Consider the following 21,065-nt stretch of genomic DNA (forward strand, 5'->3'; position numbering starts at 1 on the left):
GTTGTGACGATCCCTTGCAAACGCCCGATGGTTCCCGGCAAGTCAAGTTAACAAAAGTTAACTTCCGCCATCAAGTTTTAGCACACAGAGCACGAACGCAGAAAACCCCGCCGAAGCGGCGTTTTCCGCGTGACGCAACGGTCGAGACAGAGCGCAACGGGGCGGGTAACCTGAGACGGCATACGCCCGCCCGGGCCCTAAACGCATCCGACAGAAGACACCGACCGGGCAAACCCGACCCGGCAGCTATTGGTCGTTGCGATCGGTAGAAAGGTTCAGCCAGGTCGCGTAAAAATTCGTTGTCGCAGGACTGCTTCAGCCCGAATAGCGCTCGGCGAATTCGGAAATGCGCTGCACCACGGCTTTGGAGGCATTGATGCCGCGCGCCTGCGCCTTCTCGGCCGCTTCGGCCCGCGCCCGGCCCGGCACGTGCACGCCAAAGCGCCGGCGCAGCCGGTCGAGCTGGTTCTTCATGCGCTGCTCGAAATCCGGGTCGAGCAGCTTGGGCTCGACGGCGAGCACGAACAGGCCGGTTCCGGGGCTGTCCGGTCCGCCGGAGAACCAGGGCGCGTCGAGCGACCAGTTGGCGCCCGACAAGCCAGCCGCCAGCACTTCGACCATCAGCGCGATGTTGGCGCCACGCTGGCCGCCGAAGGCCAGCATGGCGCCCTTCATGGCCGCGGCCGGATCGGTGGTCGGATTGCCGCTGGCGTCCAGCGCCCAGCCTTCGGGGATCTTCTTGCCGTCCTCGGCCGCCTTGCGGATGTTGACGAAGGCGGTGGCGCTCGACGACTGGTCGATGACCAGCGGCGCGCCATCGGCGGCGGGTGCCGCAAACGACATCGGGTTGGTGCAATAGACCGGCTTGACCGAGCCCGAGCCTGCCAGCACCGCCGGCCCGTTGGTGGCGGCGAAGGAGACCAATCCCAGTTGCGCCAGACGCCCGGTGAAATAGCCTAGTGCGCCGCAGGTATAAGCGTTCTTCTGCGAGAAGATGGCGACGCCGAACAGCTTTGCCGCCTTGGCAAGGTCATCGATGGTGCGGTCGAAGCCGGTATGGGCGAGGCCGCCACGCGCATCGGATTGATAGACGGCGAGCGCCGGCCTGGTGATCACGGGATCGGCATTGCCGTCGATGCGGCCGGCTTCCAGCGCTTCGAGGTAATCGATGAAATGGGTCAGCCCGACGGTCGAAAGCCCTTCCGCCTCGGCGGCAATGATCGAGGCGGTGAGCGACCTCGCCGCCTCCTCATTGGCGCCGGCGCCGAGCGCCGCCATCCGGCACAGCCCTGTTGCCTGATCGAGAGAGAGTTGCATGGTGCGGACCCGATTGGTGGTGAGTGAGTAGGGAGTAGTCAGTAGGGAGTAGCGAAAGCAAGCGGTTTCCCGGTCATATGCTGACTACTCACTACTGCCTACTCACTATTCCCTAGCCCACCTTGTTCGGTATGCGCGCCTCGATCTTGCTGAATGCAAACACCAGGAGGCCGGTGATGATCATGTAGATCAGCGCCAAAAGCAGCAAGGGTTCGTAGGTGAGGTAGGTGTCCTGCCGGACCTTGGACGAGACTGCGAAGATGTCGATGACGCTGATCGTCGCCACCAGCGGCGTCGACTTCAGCTGCAGCACGGTTTCGCCGGTCAGCGTCGGCAGCGCCCGGTAGATGGCCTGCGGCAGCCAGATGCGGCGGAAAATCTTCCAGCGGCTCATGCCGAAAGCGCGGGCCGCCTCTAACTGCCCCTTCGGCACGCCGGCAAAGGCGCCGCGCATCACTTCGCCCTCATAGCCGGCGAAGGACAAGGTCAGTGCCAGCACTCCATAAGGCCAGGCTTGCCTCAGATACGGCCACATCCAGGATTCGCGGATCCAGGGAAATTGCGGAAACAGCGAGCCTAGCCCGTAATAGAGCAGCCATAGCTGGATCAGCAGCGGCGTGCCCCTGATGACGGTGCAGAATGTCCTGGCGGGCGCGGAAAACCAGAAAGAGCCGGCGGCCTGCGCGAGCCCGAGCGGCACGGCGAGCAGGAAGCCGAGAAAGCAGGTGACGGCCAGGATCCACAGCGAGCGCCAGATGCCGATCAGTCCCATTTCATAATATTGCGGAAGCCAGTCCCAGCGCATGAAAAAGGCGGCACCGAAAACCAGCGCGATTGCGACCAGGATCAGCACGATGCGATGCGGCTGCAGCCACAGCGACGTCCGCGCGGCAGCGTTGATGATGGTCGCTTCTCCGGCCATCAGCGCGCATCCTTGAGCGACGGCATACCGCGCCGCGACCAGGCCTCGACGCGGCCGATGAGCAGGTTGGAAACCAGCGACAAGATGAGATAGAGCACGCCCGCGGCGAAAAAGAAGGTGAAATAGGCTTTGGTGACCCCCGCAGCCTGCCGCGTCGCCAGCGCCAGCTCGTAAAAGCCGACGACCGCCAGAAGGGCTGTGTCCTTGGTGGCGATCAGCCACAGATTGGCGAGCCCGGGTATGGCGAAGGGCAGCATCGCCGGCAAGGTGATGCGCCGCAGCATGAGCCCGGGTGACATGCCATAGGCGCGGGCGGCTTCGATCTGGCCCTGCGGTATGGCCAGGATGGCGCCGCGGATCACTTCGGTCGAATAGGCACCCTGGACAAAGCCGAGCACGGCGATGCCCGCGGCAAGGCCGCTGATGTCGACGCGCTGGTAGCCCATTGCCGTCAGCGCCTGGTTGATCAGGTCTGTTCCGGCATAATAGAGCAGCAGGATCAGCACCAGTTCGGGCACGGCGCGCACGATGGTGGTGTAAACCGCCAGCAAGTCGCGTACGACCGGCCCGCCGTAAAGTTTGCCAAAGGCGCCACCGGTGCCGATCAGGAGACCAAGGACCGTGGCGCCGAGCGCGATCTCGATCGAATGGAGCAGCCCAAGCAACAGCGTGCCGCCCCAGCCCGGCGGATTGGGCGAGAGAAGTTCTATGATGCCGGCCGCCGAGGCCGAAAGAAGTGCGTCGATCAGCGTCGCCCCCGGATTGCTGGCTTCAACCACCGCCGACGGCAGCGTCGGTGGCAGCATGTCTGGGAAAGGTCGGGCAGGAGGGGCATGGCGTTGGCGCCATGCCCCTCAGCTCATGCGAGGATCGTCAGTTCGACTGCGCGCCGCCACCACCGTAAATGTCGAAATCGAAGTATTTCTTCGATATCTCGTCATATTTGCCGTTCGAGCGGATCGCCTTGATGCCGGCGTTGATCTTGGCCTTAAGGTCGGTGTCTTCCTTGCGCACGCCGGCGCCCACGCCCGGTCCGAGCACTTCATCGTCCGGAGCCACCATGCCCTTCAGATCGCAGCAGGCCTTGCCCTGGTCCGACTTCAGAAATGCGTCGAGCGCGATCGAATCCGCCTGGACGGCGTCGAGGCGGCCTGCGGCCAGATCGTTGTTGGCTTCGTCCTGCGTCTGGTATTCCTTGATCTCGGCAGCCGTGGGCCCGAAATGCTTCTTCGCATAGGCCGAATGGGTGGTCGACACCTGCACGCCGAGCACTTTGCCCTTGAGATCGTCCGGCGTGGCGCCGAATTTCTGGTCCTTCGGTCCGATGATGGCGGTCGGCGTGTTGTAGTACTTGTCCGAGAAGTCGATGGTCTTCTCGCGTTCGGCGGTGATCGACATCGAACTGGCGATGACGTCGATCTTCTTGGTCGTCAGCGCCGGGATGATGCCGTCCCAGGCGACAGGCGTGATGACGCAGTCGAGCTTCTCCTCGGCGCAGACGGCGTCGATGAACTCGATTTCCCAGCCAACCCATTTGCCGGAAGCGTCCGGCGAGGTGAAGGGCGGATAGGGCTCGGCGGCGACGCCGATCTTGACCGGATCGGCCTTGGCCACGCCCATGGCGGCGACGCCGAGCAGCAGCGCTGCGGCGAATGTTTTCAGAACAGTCTTCATGTCACGACTCCCAGTTTGTTGTTGGTTCCCGGTTTTCTTCCGTCCCGGCTTGTCCTAGCCGATGTTGCGGATGAACTGCTTCAGCCTTTCGGATTTCGGTGCGCCGAATATCTGCTCCGGCGGCCCCTCTTCCTCGACCAGCCCGTTGCAGAGGTAGACGACATGGGTCGCGACCTCGCGGGCGAACTTCATTTCATGCGTGACCAGCACCATGGTGCGACCCTCGCGCGCCAGGTCGCCGATCACCTTCAGCACCTCGCCGACCAGCTCCGGGTCGAGCGCCGAGGTCGGCTCGTCGAACAGCATGACGCGCGGGTTGATGGCCAGGGCGCGGGCGATCGCCGCGCGCTGCTGCTGGCCGCCCGAGAGATAGGCCGGATAGACGTCGCGCTTTTCGGCGAGGCCGACGCGCGCCAAAAGCTTTTCGGCTTCCCTGATCGCCACGTCGCGCCTGACGCCCAGAACATGCACCGGAACCTCGATGACGTTCTCGATCAGCGTCATGTGGCTCCACAGGTTGAAGTTCTGAAACACCATGCCGAGCTTGGCGCGGATGCGTTCGATCTGCCGGCGGTCGGCGGGCACAGTGTGGCCGTGGCTGTCGGCCTTGAGTTTGATCTCCTCGCCATTGACGCGGATGATGCCGCTGGTCGGGTTTTCCAGGCAGTTGATGCAGCGCAGCAGCGTCGACTTGCCGGAACCCGAGCCGCCGATAATGGCGATCACCTCGCCGTCGCGCGCCGACAGCGAAACGCCTTTCAGCACATGCAGATGGCCGAATTTCTTGTGCAGGTTCTCGACATGGATGGCCTCGGCGGCGCCGTCCTGCGCCTTGCCGGATTGGACTGCGGCGGTTCCCGCCGCGCTCACCGGGGAACCTCTGCCACAGGGTCCACGGCAGATCGTCGAACGTCTATCCGGCTAATCAACATACGCTGTAATGCCCACTCCAGACTTCAGCATGGACCCAACAGCGCGAGCCCGTCAATCCCGCTCATTACGGCACTTGCGGCCTTATTGTGCAAGTGTATAAATAGCCTCCGATGAAATTTTTTCCATTTTTTTCACCTTGAAGACGGCATTGAAAAGGGCACCGATGAGCGCTTTCGGATCACAGTCCATGGCGGCGCCGTTGCGGCGCGTGCTGATGCGGTCGGCGGCCAATGCCATGCGCGGTGCCGACCGGGCTATCTGGCACTATGGCCCGGGTTTCGACCCGGCGAAAGCGGCGGCGCAGCACGCGGCTCTCGCTGAGCTGGTGACGGCGTCCGGCGCCGAAATCGAATGGATCGATGACAATGCCGACGGGCTGTCGGATTCCGTATTCACCCACGATCCGTCACTGATGACCGATCGCGGCGCGCTGATCCTGTCCATGGGCAAGCCACTGCGCGCCAGGGAGCCATCGCTGCATGAGGAAACCTACACACGCTTGGGTATTCCTATCCTCGGCCGCGTCGAGGCTCCCGGCCAGGTCGAAGGCGGCGATTGCGTATGGCTGGATAAAAACACGCTGGTAATCGGGCGCGGGGTGCGCTCCAACCAGGAAGGCATACAGCAGGTTTCCAACCTGCTGACGCCGCTCGGCATCTCCGTCTACGGCTTCGATCTGCCGCTGTGGCAGGGCGAGGAGGCGTGCCTGCATCTGATGTCGGTGATCAGCCCGCTGGCCGACGACCTGGCCCTGGTCTATTCACCGCTTTTGCCGGCGCCGTTCTATCAGTTGCTGAAGGCGCGCGGCATCCGGCTGGTGGAAGGCGACGCCGAAGAGTTTGCCGCGTCCAACGGCCTCAGCCTGAACGTGCTGCCGACCAGCCCGCATAAAGTCATTGCCGTCGCCGGCTTTCCCAAGACCAGGGCCGCGATGGAAGCCGCCGGCTGCACGGTTCAAATCTTCGAGGCGGATGCCCTCTGCATCGCCTGCGAAGGTGGGCCGACATGCCTGACGCGGCCCATCCTGCGGCAATGAATGAGCGCCGCAAGTTCCGCCGCGAGGGCGAGGAGCGGCGGCGGCAGGATTTGATCGACGCGACCCTGGACAGCGTGGCCGAACATGGGCTGGAGGGCGCCAGCCTGCGCACCATCGCACTGCGCGCCGGCGTCACCGCGGGGCTGATCCGGCACTATTTCCCCGGCAAGGAAGACTTGCTGCAGGAAGCGTACGCGGCGCTGATGGGCCGTATGACCGAGCAGGCGAAGGCAGCATTGCTCATGGAAGACGCCGCGCCGCGCCAGCGCCTTGCGGTCTTCGTTACCGCCAACCTCAACGCCCCGATCATCGATGCACGCGTGTTTTCGCTGTGGGCAACCTTCATCGGCCGCGCCGGCGCGGATCCGAGCCTGGCTCGCGCCCACCGCGAAGGCTATCTTGGCTTTCGCAACGAGGTGGAAGCAGTCGTTGCCGAAGTGCTCGGCGCCGAGCAGCGCAGGCCAAACGCAAATGAGCTGCGCCGCCATGCCATTGCCATCAACGCGATCATCGACGGGCTCTGGATCGAAGGCTGTCTGGCCGCAGAGATGTTCTCGCCTGGCGAATTGGCGGCGATCGGCGTCAAAGCCATAGAGGCCGAGCTCGGCCTCGCGCCGCAAAAGGGAGAGAAGCCATGACCACCATCGGCGAAGCGCTGATCACGCTGCTCGAAGCGCATGGCGTCGACACCGTTTTCGGCATTCCTGGCGTCCACACTGTCGAGCTTTACCGCGGGCTGGCGCGTTCAAAGATACGCCATGTCACGCCGCGTCACGAACAGGGCGCCGGCTTCATGGCCGACGGCTATGCCCGTGCCAGCGGCCGGCCGGGCGTTGCCTTTGTCATCACCGGACCGGGGCTGACCAACACCATCACCGCAATGGGCCAGGCGCGCGCCGATTCGGTGCCGATGCTGGTGATTTCGGGCGTCAACGCGATGCCGACGCTGGGCAAGGGGCTGGGCTTCCTGCACGAACTGCCGGACCAGCGCGGCATGATGGAGAAGGTGGCGCTGTTTTCGCAGCGTGTCACCGAGGCCAGCGAATTGCCGGGCGCTCTGGCGCGGGCCTTCGCGCTGTTTTCGTCGTCGCGGCCAGGCCCCGTCCATATCGAGATCCCGACCGACGTCATGGTCAAACCGGCCGACGGCATCGCTGCTTCGCTCACCAATGCGGCGGCGCCGGCGCCGGATGGCTCGGCCATTGCCGAGGCCGCCAGACTGATCGCAGCCGCGCGCCGGCCGCTGATCCTTGCCGGTGGCGGCGCCAAGCGCGCCGAACAGCCAATGCAGCGCCTGGCCGAGCGGCTCGGCGCACCTGTCGTCCAGACCGCCAATGCGCGCGGTCTGCTGCACGCGCATCCGCTTTGCGTGCCGGCCAGCCCCAGCCTGAAGGCGGTGCGTGCGCTGATGGCAGACGCCGATCTGGTCATCGCCGCCGGCACCGAATTCGGCCCGACCGACTATGACGGTTACAGCGACGGCGGCTTCGTGCTGCCCGCCAATCTGATCCGCATCGATATCGGCGCCGACCAGCTCGCCCGCCGCCCGGTGAGCGTCGGCATCCAGGCCGATTGCGCGGAGGCGCTTGGTGCACTGCTAGGCGCGCTCCACCCTGATCATGCCGCAGCGAAGAACGGCGAGAGCCGCGCAGCCGCGTCGAGAAAGGCGGCCTTTGCCGAGCTCAGCCCGGCCTATGCCGCGCAGGTGCGTGCGGTGGAAACCATCCGCGACGCACTGCCGGGCGCCATCATCGTCGGCGATTCCACCCAGCCGATCTACGCCGCCAATCTCTATTACGACCATGACCGGCCAGGCGGCTGGTTCAACGCCGCCACCGGTTTCGGCGCGCTCGGCTACGGGCCGCCGGCGGCGATCGGCGCAGCGCTCGCCATGCCCGGCGTGCCGGTGGTTTGCCTGACCGGCGACGGCGGCTTCCAGTTCACCTTGCCGGAGCTAGGCGCGGCGCTCGATGCACCCGCACCGGTCATCTTCGTCGTCTGGAACAACAGAGGCTATCGCGAGATCGAAACGTCGATGCTCGATGTCGGCGTCGAGCCGGTCGGCGTGTCCCCGGCGCCGCCGGATTTCTGCAAGCTGGCCGAGGCCTATGGTATATCAGCCGAGCGGCTTGCCGGTACTGCCGGTCTCGCCGATGCGCTCAAGCGCGCACGCGCAACCAGACTGCCGCACGTCATCGAAATCACCATCGACTGACGCCTGGCCGCGCGCCGGATGTCCATGCGCGGGGGTCGGAAGGGGCGGTCGGCGGCTTCGAGCGATGCAAAGACGCAACAACTGCCATGTCGAGATGTCGGTTGAGTGATCGTGCAAAAGGCGCGACGCTCTGCGTCGGCGCGGCACGACAAGCGACATAATCATAAGAAACGACAGGAGCGTCCAGGATGACGGAAACAGTTCAGGGCAAGCATATCGTGGTGACCGGTGGCACCGGGGCGCTGGGTGCCGCGGTCGTCGGCAAATTGCTGGCGGACGGCGCGATCTGCCATGTGCCCAATGCCCACGCGTCGGCCCCCACGCATTTCCCCTTCGCGGCCCATGATCGCGTCCGGCTGGCGCACAATGTCGATCTCGCCGATCCTGCCAAGGTCGATGCCTTCTATGACAGCGTTCCCGAATTGTGGGCCTCCATCCATCTGGCCGGCGGCTTTGCCATGGCCCCCGTCGAGAAAATCGAATCCGCATCCTTTGCCGAAATGATGGACACCAACGCCCGCACCGCCTTTCTGTGCTGCCGCGCGGCAGTACGCTCCATGCTGGGCTCGAACACAGCGGGCCGCATCGTCAATGTCACGGCACGCGCCGGGCTCGACCCGCGCAGAGGCGCCGGCATGGTCGCCTATACCGCCAGCAAAGCGGCAGTGGCGGCGATGACCGTGGCGATGGCGGAAGAGCTGAAGCATAAAGGCATACTGGTCAACGCGGTAGCGCCCTCGACGCTCGATACGCCGGCCAACCGCGCCGACATGCCGGATTCCGATTTCGGCAAATGGGTCAGCCTCGAAGCCGCCGCCGAGGCAATCGCCTATCTGGCATCACCGGCCAATCTGGCAATGAGCGGAACGCTGGCGCCACTTTACGGCCGCGCCTGAAGTTCCGCCGCGCAGGCGACTCATTTGGTTTGGCTTCCGATGGCGGCCTTTGCCGACCTCGCCTGATCTACAGCGGAGGTTAGCCATTCAATCATGGCGACCGCCGACGCCTCCACGGCATTAGAAGGCCTGCGACTACGTCAGGTTCGAGACGCCCGCTTCCACGACCTCGACTGCGTCGCCGATGGCGATCGCGCCGGCGTTGTTGGGAATCGCATTCTGGCCGAAGATGATGCCGCCCTTGGCGGAGCGGTGGATTTTGCCAAGCGTCTGCAACGGCTCGCGCGGGTCCGGCTGCTCGCCGCTCAACGGATCTCGGGTCGTGATGACGCACCGCGAGCAAGGCTTTGCGATGCGCAACTCGACAGCGCCGATGCGGATCGTCTTCCAGCTGTCTTCGAGCCATGCGCCGTCTGCGTCGACGACGATGTTTGGCCGGAACCGCGCCATCTCGATGGGCCTGGCAAGATGGCTGTTCAGATGGTTCAGCGAGCCTGTCGTGGCGATCAGCAGCGGAAAACCGTCGGCAAAGCCGACGAAATCGCCGGGCTGGCCGAATTCCGCATCGACCGGCCGGTTTTGCGGATCGTCGAAATAGACGAGATCGACGGGCCGGCCAAGAATAGCCGAGAGATAGGCGCCGGCGGCCGGATCGCCCGGCCGCGCGGCAGCCATATCCTTCCAGATCTTGACTTGCCGGAGCGCGGTGCCGGGAGCCGGAGCCTCGACGAAGTGCGAGCCATGCCTGTCATGTTTCAACAGGATGCCCGTTTCGCGATGCTCGACGTCGATCGTCGTCATATCAGGTATCTGGCGAATGGTGAGGAACTGCCCATCCTTGTCGACGACCATCCAGCGGCGGTCGCCTTCCATGCCCATTGTCTCGATGTCGGCGCTCGGCACGGCATGGCCGCGCAGGCTCTTGACCGGATAGCGATAGAGTTCGACGACCTTCATCGCGCATGCTTCTCCGTTGCCCGAAGGGCCGGACTTCCGTGTTTACGTCTGCAACGACAGCCGAGCCTACAGCCGCGCATGCGGAATTGAAGGGGTTCCGCCGTCTTTGTCTTGTGCCAACCGCGTCGCCGAGCATGAAAAAACCCGCGAGCCTTGCGGCCCGCGGGTCTTCTTGTTCAAGCCGCGCGTGAGGCGCAGCCGAGGTTTACGCTTGCGCGAAGCGACTTACGCGCTGCGCGCGAAGCGGCTTAGCTGCCCTGCTTCTTCAGCGCGGCGCCAAGGATGTCGCCTAGCGAAGCGCCGGAGTCGGTAGAGCCGTACTGTGCGACGGCTTCCTTCTCTTCGGCGATTTCCAGCGCCTTGATCGAGACCTGCAGCTTGCGGGTCTTCTTGTCGAAGGCGATGACGCGGGCGTCCAGCTTCTGGCCGACCGAGAAGCGCTCGGGGCGCTGCTCGTCACGGTCACGGCTGAGGTCGTTGCGCTTGATGAAGGTTTCGATGCCGCTGTCGACCAGCCGCACTTCCAGGCCGCCATCCTTGATGCCGGTGACTTCGCAGGTGACGACCGCGTTCTTGCGCAGTTCGCCTGAAGTCGCCGCTTCGCCGACCGTATCCTTGGCCAGCTGCTTGATGCCGAGCGAGATGCGCTCCTTGTCGATGTCGACGTCGAGCACCTGCGCCTTGACCATGTCGCCGCGATTGTACTCTTCGATGACCTGCTCGCCCGGACGGGTCCAGTCGAGGTCCGAGAGGTGCACCATGCCGTCCACGTCGCCTTCAAGGCCGATGAACAGGCCGAACTCGGTCTTGTTCTTGACCTCGCCCTCGACCTGGCTGCCGACCGGATGGCTCGCGGCAAAAGCCTGCCACGGATTCTCGAGCGTCTGCTTGAGGCCGAGCGAGATGCGGCGCTTGGCCGGATCGACCTCGAGCACGACCACGTCGACTTCCTGCGTCGTCGACAGGATCTTGCCGGGGTGCACGTTCTTCTTGGTCCACGACATTTCCGAAACGTGGATGAGGCCTTCGATGCCCGGCTCCAGCTCGACGAACGCGCCGTAGTCGGTGATGTTGGTGACGGTACCCTTGATCTTCTTGCCGATCGGGAACTTGGTGCCGATCTCGGACCACGGATCGCTCTCGAGCTGCTTCATGCCGAGCGAGATGCGGTGGGTTTCCTGGTTGATGCGGATGATCTGCACCTTGACCGTCTGACCGATGTTGAGGATTTCGGTCGGATGGTTGACGCGGCGCCACGCCATGTCGGTGACATGCAGCAGGCCATCGATGCCGCCGAGGTCGACGAACGCACCGTAGTCGGTGATGTTCTTGACGACGCCTTCGACAACCTGGCCCTCTTCGAGGTTCTGCACGATTTCCGAACGCTGTTCGGCGCGGCTTTCCTCGAGCACGGTGCGGCGCGACACAACGATGTTGCCGCGGCGGCGATCCATCTTGAGGATCTCGAAGGGCTGCGGGTTGTGCATCAGCGGGGAGACATCGCGGATCGGGCGGATATCGACCTGGCTGCGCGGCAGAAAGGCCACGGCGCCGTCGAGGTCGACAGTGAAGCCGCCCTTGACCTGGTTGAAGATGACGCCTTCGACGCGCTCACCCTTGGTGAACTTCTCTTCGAGCTTGACCCAGCTCTCTTCGCGGCGGGCCTTGTCGCGCGACAGGACGGCTTCGCCCAGCGCGTTTTCGATGCGCTCGACCATGACCTCGACCGTGTCGCCGACCTTGAGCGTCGAGTCCTTGCCCTTGACGCCGAATTCCTTCAGCGGCACGCGGCCTTCGACCTTGAGGCCGACATCGATGATGGCCATGTCTTTTTCGATCGCCAGGATCGTGCCCTTGACGACCTGACCTTCGCCGGAGTGACCGGTGGTAAATGATTCTTCGAGCAGGCTCGCGAAATCGTCGCGAGTGGGATTTGCAGCTGACATATTTTCTCCTGGAGTGCCCCGCATCTGAAGCGGGACGGGCGCCGTGGGTTAGCGTTGCGTTGGCCTGCCGGCGTTCCGGGCTACAAAAGCCCTGGGCCGCCTAAGCGGCAATTCCGGCGCATGAAGAATGCTGGCAGGCTGGTTCGTGCCCGATATGGGTATTTTCTTCGCTTCCGGCAATCGGTGGCAGCGGGAAAACCCTGGATCAGGCTTTATCTCTCTTGGCCAAGGCGTCGTCGATGATCGCTTTGGCCGCCAGAAACGCGGCCTCTATAGCCATTTCGGAGGTATCAAGCAAGTGCGCGTCGGCGGCGGGCTTCAGCGGCGAGTCGGCCCTGCCCATGTCGCGCTCGTCGCGGCGCATGATATCGGCAAGGATTTCGGCGAAATTGGCAGTGCCGCCGATGCTCTCGATTTCCGCCAGCCGGCGCTGCGCCCGCACCTGCGCACTCGCCGTCACATAGAGTTTTATGTCGGCGTCAGGGCACACGACCGTGCCGATGTCGCGCCCGTCGAGCACCGCGCCCGGCGGCGTTTTGGCGAAATCGCGCTGCTTTTCGACCAGGATGCGCCGAACGGTAGGGTAAACCGCTACCTTCGAAGCCGCTTCGCCGACAGCATGCGCCGACAAGACCGCCCGGTCGAGCTTGGCTAGATTGACCTGGCGGGCAGCGGTTTCGGCGGCCGAGACATTGTCGAGCGGCAGCGCGTGCCGGATCAACGCATGGGCGACCGCGCGATAAGTGAGGCCGGTGTCGAGCAGGTTGAGACGGTAGTGGTCGGCCAGCCGGCGGGCCAGCGTGCCCTTGCCGGCGCCGGCCGGGCCGTCGATGGCGATGGTGAACGGCAATTCGCGACCTCGAAGATTTGCTGCTATCAGGATCGAAACTGGAAACCCGCATCTTTCAGCTTCAGAGCTTCATTTCCAGCGTAAAAGCCACTGTGCAGATGATTTAGATTTTTCCGCACCAGGCGTAGCAGCGCGTCGCCGATCTTGGTGAATGCCGCATGCTTCTCTATCAACTGCCCAAGATCGTCGAAGTCGCGCGCTTGGAGATAAAATCGGCCCTGAAAAATTGAACTGCCTTCGGTCCGGGATGGGTTGTACTGTATCACAGATGAGCGGCTGAGATCGGGATCATACGTATCGTTGTATGGATTGTGCTTCCAAACAATTTCATCCCTCAGTGCCTTGGGAACGAGATGAAAGCCCTCGACCTTACGGCCCGGGTGCACTCGTTCAAATTTTTCTTTCAGCGAGGGTGCGGGGGTCTTCGACTGGCTGTTGATCACCGCGAATACCCCCTTTGAAAGCACGATGGACTGAAGCTCAGTTTGATCTTTGTCTGACAACCAGAAATTGACCTGCCTGCCCATCATTGCCGCGATTCCGACATTGCACTCTCATGCACGAATACTGCACATTGAGACAGGGAAAATCACCCAATCTCCGCGCCCAGCCCCGTCATCAGCCCCATGAACTCCGGGAAGCTCGTCGCGATCATTGCGGCGTCGTCGATGGTTACCGGCTTTTCCGTTGCCAGCCCCATCACCAGGAAGCTCATGGCGATACGATGGTCGAGATGCGTCTGCACCGTCGTGTCCTGGCCATTGGGATGGCCGCCCAGCCCCTTGCCGCCGGGCTTTCCGCGCACCGCGAGCGAAGCTTCGCCTTCGGTGCAGTCGACGCCGTTGAGCTTCAGCCCATTGGCAACCGCTGCCAGTCGGTCGGATTCCTTCACCCGCAGCTCTTCCAGTCCCTGCATCAACGTCTCGCCCTCGGCGAAGCTCGCGGCAACCGCCAGCACCGGATATTCGTCGATCATCGACGGCGCCCGCTCGGGCGGCACGGTGACGCCCTTGAGCTCGGAGTAGCGCACGCGCAGATCGGCAACATCCTCGCCGCCGGCATTGCGCGGGTTCAAGATGTCGATCTGGCCGCCCATTTCCTGCAACGTTAGAAGCAGGCCGGTGCGGGTGGGGTTCATCAGCACGTTCTCGATGACGATGTCCGAACCCGGCACGATCAGTGCCGCGACCAGCGGGAAGCCGGCCGAGGAGGGGTCGCCGGGCACGGCGATGGTCTGCCCCGTCAATTTGCCCTGGCCCTCGATGAAGATGTGGCGCACGCCGCGCTCGTCGGTCTCGACCGAGAGATTGGCGCCAAATCCCCTAAGCATCTTTTCGGTATGATCGCGCGTCATCACCGGTTCGATCACGGTGGTGATGCCGGGCGTGTTGAGGCCTGCCAGCAGCACGGCCGACTTCACCTGCGCCGAGGCCATCGGCACGCGGTAGGTAATGGGTGCGGCGTGTTTCGGCCCATGCAGCGTGATCGGCATGCGGTCGCCCGGCGTCGCCTTCAGCACCTGCACGCCCATCTGGCGCAAGGGTTCGAGCACGCGGCCCATCGGCCGTCCCGACAGCGATGCGTCGCCGATGAAGGTCGTTTCCATGTCGTAAGTGCCGACGAGGCCCATTGTGAGGCGGGAGCCGGTGCCGGCATTGCCGAAATCGAGCGGGCCTTCCGGCTGCAGCAGCGCGCCATTTCCGGTGCCGCGGATCACCCACTCGGCGCCGCGCTTCTCGATATGCGCGCCCATCGCCTTCATGGCGGCCGCCGTGCGCATCACATCCTCGCCTTCGAGCAGGCCGGTGACGCGGGTTTCGCCGGAGGCAAGGCCGCCGAACATCATGGAACGGTGCGAAATCGACTTGTCGCCCGGCACGCGAGCGGTGCCGGAAAGGGCGGATGATTTGCGGGCGGTGGCCGGCTTGGCAGCGGCGGCGTGAGACATGGAATTTCCCTGGACGGAATGCCGGCGCGCCGGCGCTTTTCATTTGTTGCGGCGGTCTCGTATCACGGCGGGCACGAATGGTCATCCCCATGGTCGTCGCTTGGCGCGAGGCCTTTCAGTGCTTGGTTTTGTGACGCCGGCTTTTCGCTTTGACAGCGCGGTAAACTGTGGTTAAGGGGACCACTCTTTTACTGACGAGGCTTGACGTGGCAAAAAACGAACTTGGCACAAAGCGTGTCGACCCTGAAACGGGCCGAAAATTCTACGACCTGAACAAGGACCCTATCGTCTCGCCCTATACGGGCAAGACGTATCCGCGTTCCTATTTCGAGGACGGCAAGATCGCCGCCCTCGAAGAGGAAGAGGAAGTGGCCGAGAAGGAAGTGGACGCCGAGGAAGAAGAAGGCGTTGAAGTCGTCTCGCTTGAAGAGGCCGACGAAGACGTCAAGGCCGGCGACGAGCTTCCCGACCTGGGCGACGACGAGGACGATGTCGATCTAGGCGACGATGAGGACGATACTTTCCTTGCCGACGAAGAGGAAGAAGACGACGACGTCGCCGACATGATCGGCGTCGGCGACGACGACGACGAAGTCTAGGAACGCTTCGAACCCATGCATTTAGCGGCGTTCACGGGCTATGATGAAAAAGCGGGCCTCGAAGGCTTGATCTTCAGGGAAGGCGGGGTTAGAAGCCGCCTGCACTAAACGGCGCGGTCCTGAAACCCGCGCCGGACCTCTCGCCGGCAACGGCGACGGCTGACTGCCGGAGTGGGGCCATAGCTCAGTTGGGAGAGCGCTTGAATGGCATTCAAGAGGTCGTCGGTTCGATCCCGATTGGCTCCACCAAACAGTCTCTTTCCGACGCTCGGTTTCGCGGCATTCATGCTTGTCGCCTGCCAGTCGGCGCCTGAACCATCATCGCCGCCGCCAGCGCCCGCACCTCAGCCCATGGCCCCTGCCGCGATCTCTGCTCCTGATGGTGCGGCGGTCCTCGATCCATCCGTGCGGGTTATGCCGCCCGGCGAAGGCGTCCCGGCCAAATATGTCGCGTTTTCCGGCATATGGGGCGGACAGCTGGACGGGATGTATGACGGCAAGCTCGCCGTGCTGACGATTACGCGCGGCGGCAATGTCACCGCCACCTATGCCTGGGGCGATGTCGCCGACAACAAACCGGGCGTGGCCGACGGCGAAGGCAAGATTTTCGGCAACACGTTGAAACTGCGGCGCCTTCCCAATGGCGCGGACGTCAGCGCGGTCATTCAGGCGGACGGAACGCTGGCCGTCACCTATGGGCTTGCCGACCGAACCTATACGGGCACGTTCACCAAGCAATAATCGCGAGAGCTAATCTTCCGGGGGAGCCACGGCTGGCCCCTTCCCGATCAGTGCAGGCCGAATTCGCGCAGCAGTTCTTCGCGATAGCGCACGAAGCGGCTCTCGCTGCGCTCGCGCGGGCGTGGCAGGTCGATGTCGATCAACCGCGCCGCGCCGCCTTTCTCCTTGGGCAGGATCAGCACCCGGTCGGCAAGATAGATCGCCTCCTCCAGATCGTGGGTGACCATCACCATGGTGACGTTCTCCTCGCTCCAGATGCGCGCCAGTTCCTCCTGCATGCCTATCTTGGTCATGGCGTCCAGCGCCCCCAGCGGCTCGTCGAGCAGAAGGATCTCGGGCTGCACGGTGAGCGCCCGGGCGATGCCGACGCGCTGCGCCATGCCGCCGGAAAGCTGGCTCGGAAAAGCATCGGCGAATTCAGCAAGGCCGACCAGTGCGACGTAGAAGCGGGCGCGTTCCTCGGCTTGTCTCTTGGGAACGCCACGCACTTCGAGGCCGAAGGCGACATTGCCGAGCACGCTGAGCCAGGGCAGCAGCCGCGGCTCCTGGAAAATCACGGCACGCTCGGCGCCGACGCCATGCACCGGCTGGCCGTCGATCGCGACACCGCCGCTGTCGGCCGCCTCCAGCCCGGCCAGAATACGCAGCAGCGTGGTCTTGCCGGAGCCGCTGGCGCCGACGATGACCAGGCATTCCCCCGAACGAATGTCGAGGTTGAGCGTCCGCAGCACGGCAAGCTGGCGCCCGCCGAGGCTGAAGGATTTGGACAGGTCGCGGATCGAGACCTCTCCGCCACGGTTGGAACCGGCCATCTTGTCTCTCAGCTATTTCAAAGCTCAGTTGATCTTGGTTTCGCCGGGCCGGTACAGGATGTCGGCGGCTTTCAGCTTGCCCTTGGCCAGACGGCCGTCGCGCTCCAGCACCGCGACCCAGAAGTCGATGTCGCGATCGGTCGCCTGCGCACCTTCGCGCAGACCAAAGCCGGTCCAGTAGCGGGCGAGATCGCCGTTTTCGCCGCGCTTGTCGAGGATAGTGGCCAGCACCTTGCGGGCTTCGTCCGGGTTCTGGCGCGACCAGTCCGAGGCGCGCGCCGACTGTTCGACGAAGTTGCGCGCCGCATCCGGGTTGGCGGCAATGAAGTCGCGCCTGAGTACGACGAAGCCGCCGGCGAGTTCGCCGAGCACCTGGGTGTCGTCGAACACGCCGCGCACGCCGCCGTTGGCGACCAGCGCGCCGGCAAAGGTCGCCTGCCAGTAGCCGAGGCCGGCAATGTCGACCTGGCGCGAGCGCAGCGTCTGCTCAAGCTGCGGGCCGGGCACGACAATGAGGTTGGCGGCGGTCGGCGGCAGGCCGACGCTGTGCAGGGCCTCACGCACCGTATAGTCGAGATGAGCGCCGAGCGTGTTGACCGAGATGGTCTTGCCGGCAATGTCGGCGATCGATTTGATCGGGCTGTCTTCCAGCACGTAGAAGACGCTCTTCACATCCTTGTTGATGCCGTTGCTCGGATACGCCGCGACGAAGTCGTTGCCGCCGGAGATCGAGTTGATCACCGCCGCGGTGGCGGCCGAGCCGATGTCGACGCTGCCCGAAGACAGCGCAAACAGCGATTCCGGTCCGCCCGAGGAATAGCCGACATTCTCCAGCTCGACGCCGAGCCCTTTGAAGTAGCCAAGCTCGTCGGCCAGCTCGTGCGGGGAGATGCTGCCACGGCTGGCGAGGTAGCGGAACTTGACGGCTGCGGCTTGCGCAAAGGCCATGCGCGGCAGGCCGGCGGCGATGAGGCCGGCGGCAAGCGGCGCGCCGGCAAGCAGCGAACGGCGGGTGATTTTCATGATCGGGTCCTTCCTGGAGGTAAACGGTGAGGGGCGGACTGCTCAGTTGACAGGATTGCTCCAGCGACAGAGCCGCCGCTGCAGGGTGACCAATGCCTGGTTGGCGATCAGGCCAAGCCCGGCGAGGATGACGATTGCCGCAAACATCAGCGGGATCTGGAAATTGTACTGCGCGTTCATCACCTGGAAGCCGATGCCCTTGTTGGCACCGATCATCTCGGACGCGATCAGCAGCAGCAGCGCGGTGGTGGCGCTCAGCCGCAAGCCGACGAAGATCGACGGCACGGCGCCCGGCAGTACGACGCGGCGAAACACGGTGAGCCGGCTCGCACCATAGACGCGCGCCATTTCAAGCAGCTTGGGATCGACTTCCTTGACGCCGCTGATGGTGTTGAGCAGCAGCGGAAACAGCGTCGCCCAGAAGATGACGAAGATCTTCGAGGTCTCGCCAAGTCCCAAGAGCAGGATGAACACCGGATAGAGCGCCAGCGCCGACGTCTGCCGGAACACCTGCAGGATCGGATCGAGCGCGGTTTCGACCGGGCGCACCTGGCCCATGAACAGGCCAAGCGGAATGGCAACGGCGACAGCCGCCGCAAAGGCGATGCCGGCGCGTTGCAGGCTGATGGCGATGTCGCCGAGCAGGCTGCCGCCGGCAAGCCCCTTCCAGAGTGCGACGACGATCATGTCGATCGGCGGCAGCACCGCCGCGTTGACCCAGCCGACGCTGCTCGCCACCTGCCAGAGCGCCAGGAAGCCGGCAAGCACGCCGTAGCGCTTCAGGAAGCGAACAGCCGCCTTGCTACCGAGGTTCAGGAAGTCGGTGCCGAGCCCAGTTTCGCCACCACTGCGGCGAACCGTGATCTGCCGATCGATGTGCTGCAGCGTCATTGCTTCACCCCTTCGATTGCCAAGGTCATTCGGCGGCAAGGACGGTCGAGCGGGCGACGGTCCATGGATTTTCCGGGCGCCTGAGGCCGAGATTCTCGCGCAGCGTGCGGCCTTCGTAGGCCGTGCGGAACAGGCCGCGCCGCTGCAGCTCGGGAATGACCAGGTCGACGAAATCGTCGAGCGCGCCGGGCAGCCAGGGCGGCAGGATGTTGAAGCCGTCGGCCGCCTCGCTGGTGAACCATTCCTCCAGCTGATCGGCGACCTGCGTGACGCTGCCGACGATGGTGTAGTGGCCGCGCGCCGTCGCTACCCATTGGTAAAGCTGGCGTATGGTGAAGTTGTGCTCGTCGGCGATCTGCCGGATCAGCGCCTGGCGGCTCTTCATGCCCTCGGTTTCCTTGCTCGGCGGCAACGGGCCGTCGAGCGGATAGCCCCTGATGTCGAGCGTCTGGCCGGCGAGCCCGTTGAGCAGGGCGACACCGTCCTCGGGCAGGATAAGGTCGTTAAGCTGTTGGTATTTGGCACGGGCCTCGTCCTCGGTGCGGCCGACGAAGGGCGCGACGCCCGGCATGATCAGCACCTGATCGGGATCGCGGCCGACTTCAGCCACGCGCGCCTTGATGTCGCGGTAGAATTCCTGCGCCGTCTCGAGCTTCTGATGGGCGGTGAAGATGACCTCGGCCGAGTGCGCGGCAAGCCCACGGCCGTCTTCCGACTGCCCCGCTTGTACGACAACCGGATGTCCTTGCACCGGGCGCGGCACGTTGAGCGGACCCTTGACGCTGAAATGCTCGCCCTTGTGGTCGATGTCGTGCAATCTGTCCTTGTCGTAGAAACGGCCCGACTGCTTGTCGCGGATGAAGGCGTCATCCTCCCAGCTGTCCCACAGCGCCTTGACCGTCTCGACATGCTCATGCGCCCTGGCATAGCGCTCGGCATGGCTGGGCTGGACGTCGCGGTTGAAATTGCGCGCCGTTTCGTCGCCGGCCGAGGTCACCACGTTCCAGCCGGCGCGGCCGTTCGACAACAGGTCGAGCGAAGCAAATTTGCGCGCCAGCGTGTAGGGCTCCTCATAGGTGGTGGAGGCCGTGGCGATGAAACCGATATGCGTCGTCAGCGGCGCCAGCGCCGCAAACAGCGTCACCGGCTCGAAGCCGGCGATCTTGGCGTTGCCGCCCTCGCGGGCGCCGAGGCCGACGGTCAGGTTGTCGGCCAGGAAATAGGCGTCGAACAGGCCGCGCTCGGCGGTCAGCGCCAGTTGCTTGTGGAACTCGAAATTGGTGGCGCCGTCGGCCGGCGCATCGGGATGACGCCAGGCGGCAATATGCTGTCCGCCGCCGGGCAGGAAGGCGCCGAGCTTGATCTGCCGCGGTTTGCTATCGGACTTGCTGGCTCGAGTCATTTGCAGGCGTCCTTCTGGTCTATGCGGGATGGAATATTGCGTCGCGGATCGTTGGTTTTCAGGCGGCAAGGACGACGCTGTAGGGCACGCCGGCCACCCGGCATGCCTCAGCGACCGCCTGCCGGGCTCGCGCCTTGACTGCCTCTGACACCAGCACGCCATCTGCAAAGTCCTTGTCCGAGGCGTAGATCGCGGTCGGCAGGGTCTGCGCCTCGAAGAAGCCGAACAACGGCCGCAACTGGTGTTCGACGACAAGCGAATGACGCTCGCCGCCGCCTGTTGCCGCCAGGATGATCGGCTTGCCGCGCAGCGACGACGGGTCGAGCAGGTCGAAGAAGTGCTTGAACAGCCCGGTGTAGCTGCCCTTGAAGGTCGGGGAGCCGACCACCAGCACGTCGGCGCCGAGCAGCTGCTCGATAATACCGCGCGCCGCCGGATCGAGATCGCCAAGCTGTCTTGCAGGCGCAAAGGACGGGCCGAGATCCTCGATGTCGAAAACGCTCAAAGCCGAGCCGGCCCGGCTCGCCACCTCACCGGCGATGTGGCTGACGAATGCCTTCGTCTTGGACGGACGGGTCAGGTTGCCGGACCACCCCACCACCAGCTTTTTTGACATCCGAAGCTCCTTCTCGCAAACGCACTATCCGCATTAAGCCTACCGATTTTGTAGAATTAAATGAGCGAGAAGATTTCAAAACCGGGCTCTGAAGCGAATGGAATTTGCGGTACATCGCCTTTGGTTGGTTCATTTGGCCCCAAAGCGCCGCGGCAGATGCTGACGCGGTCGCGAAAGGCATCGCCGGGGACCATGGCCTTGGTCCTTTGCGCACTGATGGGTATCGTCGCGAAACCGTCAAGGGCCGGCGGCATTGACACTGCGTTGTGTGAGTGTCGATTGAACCC

23 protein-coding genes and 1 tRNA gene are annotated in these 21,065 nt (G+C 64.0%); 7 read left to right on the plus strand and 17 right to left on the minus strand.

Going from position 1 to position 21,065, the window contains the following annotated elements; genetic code table 11:
* Positions 1-315: 315 nt before the first annotated feature.
* The 6 genes from NKI64_RS26415 to NKI64_RS26440 form a co-directional block, all read right to left on the minus strand.
* Positions 316-1,317, minus strand: coding sequence for an Ldh family oxidoreductase (locus NKI64_RS26415; protein WP_352655582.1), 1,002 nt, complete (start codon positions 1,315-1,317; stop codon positions 316-318).
* A 112-nt stretch (positions 1,318-1,429) separates the two neighbouring features.
* A complete protein-coding gene (locus NKI64_RS26420) occupies positions 1,430-2,239 on the minus strand; it encodes an ABC transporter permease (protein ID WP_023703668.1) in 810 nt (269 codons plus the stop codon).
* Positions 2,239-2,904 carry an ABC transporter permease gene (locus NKI64_RS26425; RefSeq protein WP_031253443.1) on the minus strand — a complete coding sequence of 222 codons (666 nt, stop codon included), beginning with the start codon at positions 2,902-2,904 and terminating at the stop codon, positions 2,239-2,241. The genes NKI64_RS26420 and NKI64_RS26425 overlap by 1 nt, the downstream gene beginning before the upstream one ends.
* Positions 2,905-3,112: 208 nt before the next feature.
* The gene (locus NKI64_RS26430) at positions 3,113-3,913 is read right to left on the minus strand and encodes a transporter substrate-binding domain-containing protein (RefSeq protein ID WP_023671323.1); all 801 of its coding nucleotides are present in this window, start codon (positions 3,911-3,913) and stop codon (positions 3,113-3,115) included.
* A 54-nt stretch (positions 3,914-3,967) separates the two neighbouring features.
* Positions 3,968-4,783: an ABC transporter ATP-binding protein gene (locus tag NKI64_RS26435; protein ID WP_023671322.1), complete on the minus strand. Its 816-nt coding sequence runs from the start codon at positions 4,781-4,783 to the stop codon at positions 3,968-3,970.
* Positions 4,784-4,927: 144 nt separating this feature from the next.
* Positions 4,928-5,083 carry a hypothetical protein gene (locus NKI64_RS26440; protein ID WP_352671074.1) on the minus strand — a complete coding sequence of 52 codons (156 nt, stop codon included), beginning with the start codon at positions 5,081-5,083 and terminating at the stop codon, positions 4,928-4,930.
* Between NKI64_RS26440 and NKI64_RS26445 the strand changes: the two genes are divergently transcribed.
* The 4 genes from NKI64_RS26445 to NKI64_RS26460 all read left to right on the plus strand — a co-directional run bounded on the left by NKI64_RS26445 (position 5,010) and on the right by NKI64_RS26460 (position 8,993).
* Entirely contained in the window at positions 5,010-5,882 is an 873-nt protein-coding gene (locus NKI64_RS26445; protein WP_023695925.1) for a dimethylarginine dimethylaminohydrolase family protein, read from the plus strand. The genes NKI64_RS26440 and NKI64_RS26445 overlap by 74 nt on opposite strands.
* Positions 5,852-6,520: a TetR family transcriptional regulator C-terminal domain-containing protein gene (locus NKI64_RS26450; protein ID WP_352670976.1), complete on the plus strand. Its 669-nt coding sequence runs from the start codon at positions 5,852-5,854 to the stop codon at positions 6,518-6,520. The genes NKI64_RS26445 and NKI64_RS26450 overlap by 31 nt, the downstream gene beginning before the upstream one ends.
* Entirely contained in the window at positions 6,517-8,097 is a 1,581-nt protein-coding gene (locus tag NKI64_RS26455) for a 5-guanidino-2-oxopentanoate decarboxylase (RefSeq protein WP_352670978.1), read from the plus strand. Before NKI64_RS26450 ends, NKI64_RS26455 begins: the two co-directional genes overlap by 4 nt.
* A 188-nt stretch (positions 8,098-8,285) precedes the next feature.
* Positions 8,286-8,993, plus strand: coding sequence for an SDR family NAD(P)-dependent oxidoreductase (locus NKI64_RS26460; protein ID WP_023693135.1), 708 nt, complete (start codon positions 8,286-8,288; stop codon positions 8,991-8,993).
* 135 nt (positions 8,994-9,128) lie between these two features.
* Here NKI64_RS26460 and NKI64_RS26465 read toward each other — a convergent pair whose 3' ends face one another.
* The 5 genes from NKI64_RS26465 to aroA all read right to left on the minus strand — a co-directional run bounded on the left by NKI64_RS26465 (position 9,129) and on the right by aroA (position 14,694).
* Positions 9,129-9,950 carry an MOSC domain-containing protein gene (locus tag NKI64_RS26465; protein WP_352670981.1) on the minus strand — a complete coding sequence of 274 codons (822 nt, stop codon included), beginning with the start codon at positions 9,948-9,950 and terminating at the stop codon, positions 9,129-9,131.
* A gap of 248 nt (positions 9,951-10,198) precedes the next feature.
* Positions 10,199-11,896 (minus strand): 30S ribosomal protein S1, encoded by a 1,698-nt coding sequence (rpsA, locus tag NKI64_RS26470; protein ID WP_023671316.1) that lies wholly within the window; start codon positions 11,894-11,896, stop codon positions 10,199-10,201.
* Between the two features lie 205 nt (positions 11,897-12,101).
* Entirely contained in the window at positions 12,102-12,746 is a 645-nt protein-coding gene (gene cmk / locus NKI64_RS26475) for a (d)CMP kinase (RefSeq protein ID WP_031195781.1), read from the minus strand.
* Between the two features lie 26 nt (positions 12,747-12,772).
* Entirely contained in the window at positions 12,773-13,276 is a 504-nt protein-coding gene (locus NKI64_RS26480; protein WP_352670985.1) for a hypothetical protein, read from the minus strand.
* 59 nt (positions 13,277-13,335) lie between these two features.
* Entirely contained in the window at positions 13,336-14,694 is a 1,359-nt protein-coding gene (gene aroA, locus NKI64_RS26485; RefSeq protein ID WP_023703673.1) for a 3-phosphoshikimate 1-carboxyvinyltransferase, read from the minus strand.
* A gap of 206 nt (positions 14,695-14,900) precedes the next feature.
* Between aroA and NKI64_RS26490 the strand changes: the two genes are divergently transcribed.
* From NKI64_RS26490 to NKI64_RS26500, 3 genes are all read left to right on the plus strand, one after another.
* Entirely contained in the window at positions 14,901-15,293 is a 393-nt protein-coding gene (locus NKI64_RS26490; protein WP_023683538.1) for a TIGR02300 family protein, read from the plus strand.
* A gap of 173 nt (positions 15,294-15,466) precedes the next feature.
* A tRNA-Ala gene (locus NKI64_RS26495) sits at positions 15,467-15,542 on the plus strand.
* A gap of 102 nt (positions 15,543-15,644) precedes the next feature.
* A complete protein-coding gene (locus NKI64_RS26500; protein ID WP_023683541.1) occupies positions 15,645-16,034 on the plus strand; it encodes a hypothetical protein in 390 nt (129 codons plus the stop codon).
* Positions 16,035-16,081: 47 nt separating this feature from the next.
* Here NKI64_RS26500 and NKI64_RS26505 read toward each other — a convergent pair whose 3' ends face one another.
* Genes NKI64_RS26505 through NKI64_RS26530 form a run of 6 tightly spaced genes read right to left on the minus strand, consistent with a single transcriptional unit; the run spans position 16,082 to position 20,972 of the window.
* Positions 16,082-16,846 carry an ABC transporter ATP-binding protein gene (locus NKI64_RS26505; RefSeq protein WP_023671311.1) on the minus strand — a complete coding sequence of 255 codons (765 nt, stop codon included), beginning with the start codon at positions 16,844-16,846 and terminating at the stop codon, positions 16,082-16,084.
* A 24-nt stretch (positions 16,847-16,870) separates the two neighbouring features.
* Positions 16,871-17,869: an ABC transporter substrate-binding protein gene (locus NKI64_RS26510; RefSeq protein ID WP_023732650.1), complete on the minus strand. Its 999-nt coding sequence runs from the start codon at positions 17,867-17,869 to the stop codon at positions 16,871-16,873.
* 42 nt (positions 17,870-17,911) lie between these two features.
* Entirely contained in the window at positions 17,912-18,760 is an 849-nt protein-coding gene (locus NKI64_RS26515) for an ABC transporter permease (protein ID WP_023806227.1), read from the minus strand.
* Positions 18,761-18,785: 25 nt separating this feature from the next.
* Entirely contained in the window at positions 18,786-20,162 is a 1,377-nt protein-coding gene (locus tag NKI64_RS26520) for an LLM class flavin-dependent oxidoreductase (protein WP_023806228.1), read from the minus strand.
* Positions 20,163-20,220: 58 nt separating this feature from the next.
* Positions 20,221-20,778 (minus strand): FMN reductase, encoded by a 558-nt coding sequence (gene msuE, locus NKI64_RS26525; protein WP_023671307.1) that lies wholly within the window; start codon positions 20,776-20,778, stop codon positions 20,221-20,223.
* A 56-nt stretch (positions 20,779-20,834) separates the two neighbouring features.
* A complete protein-coding gene (locus NKI64_RS26530) occupies positions 20,835-20,972 on the minus strand; it encodes a hypothetical protein (RefSeq protein WP_352670991.1) in 138 nt (45 codons plus the stop codon).
* Between the last annotated feature and the right edge of the window lie 93 nt (positions 20,973-21,065).

The sequence above is a fragment of the Mesorhizobium sp. M0478 genome (assembly GCF_040321305.1).
Classification (GTDB): domain Bacteria; phylum Pseudomonadota; class Alphaproteobacteria; order Rhizobiales; family Rhizobiaceae; genus Mesorhizobium.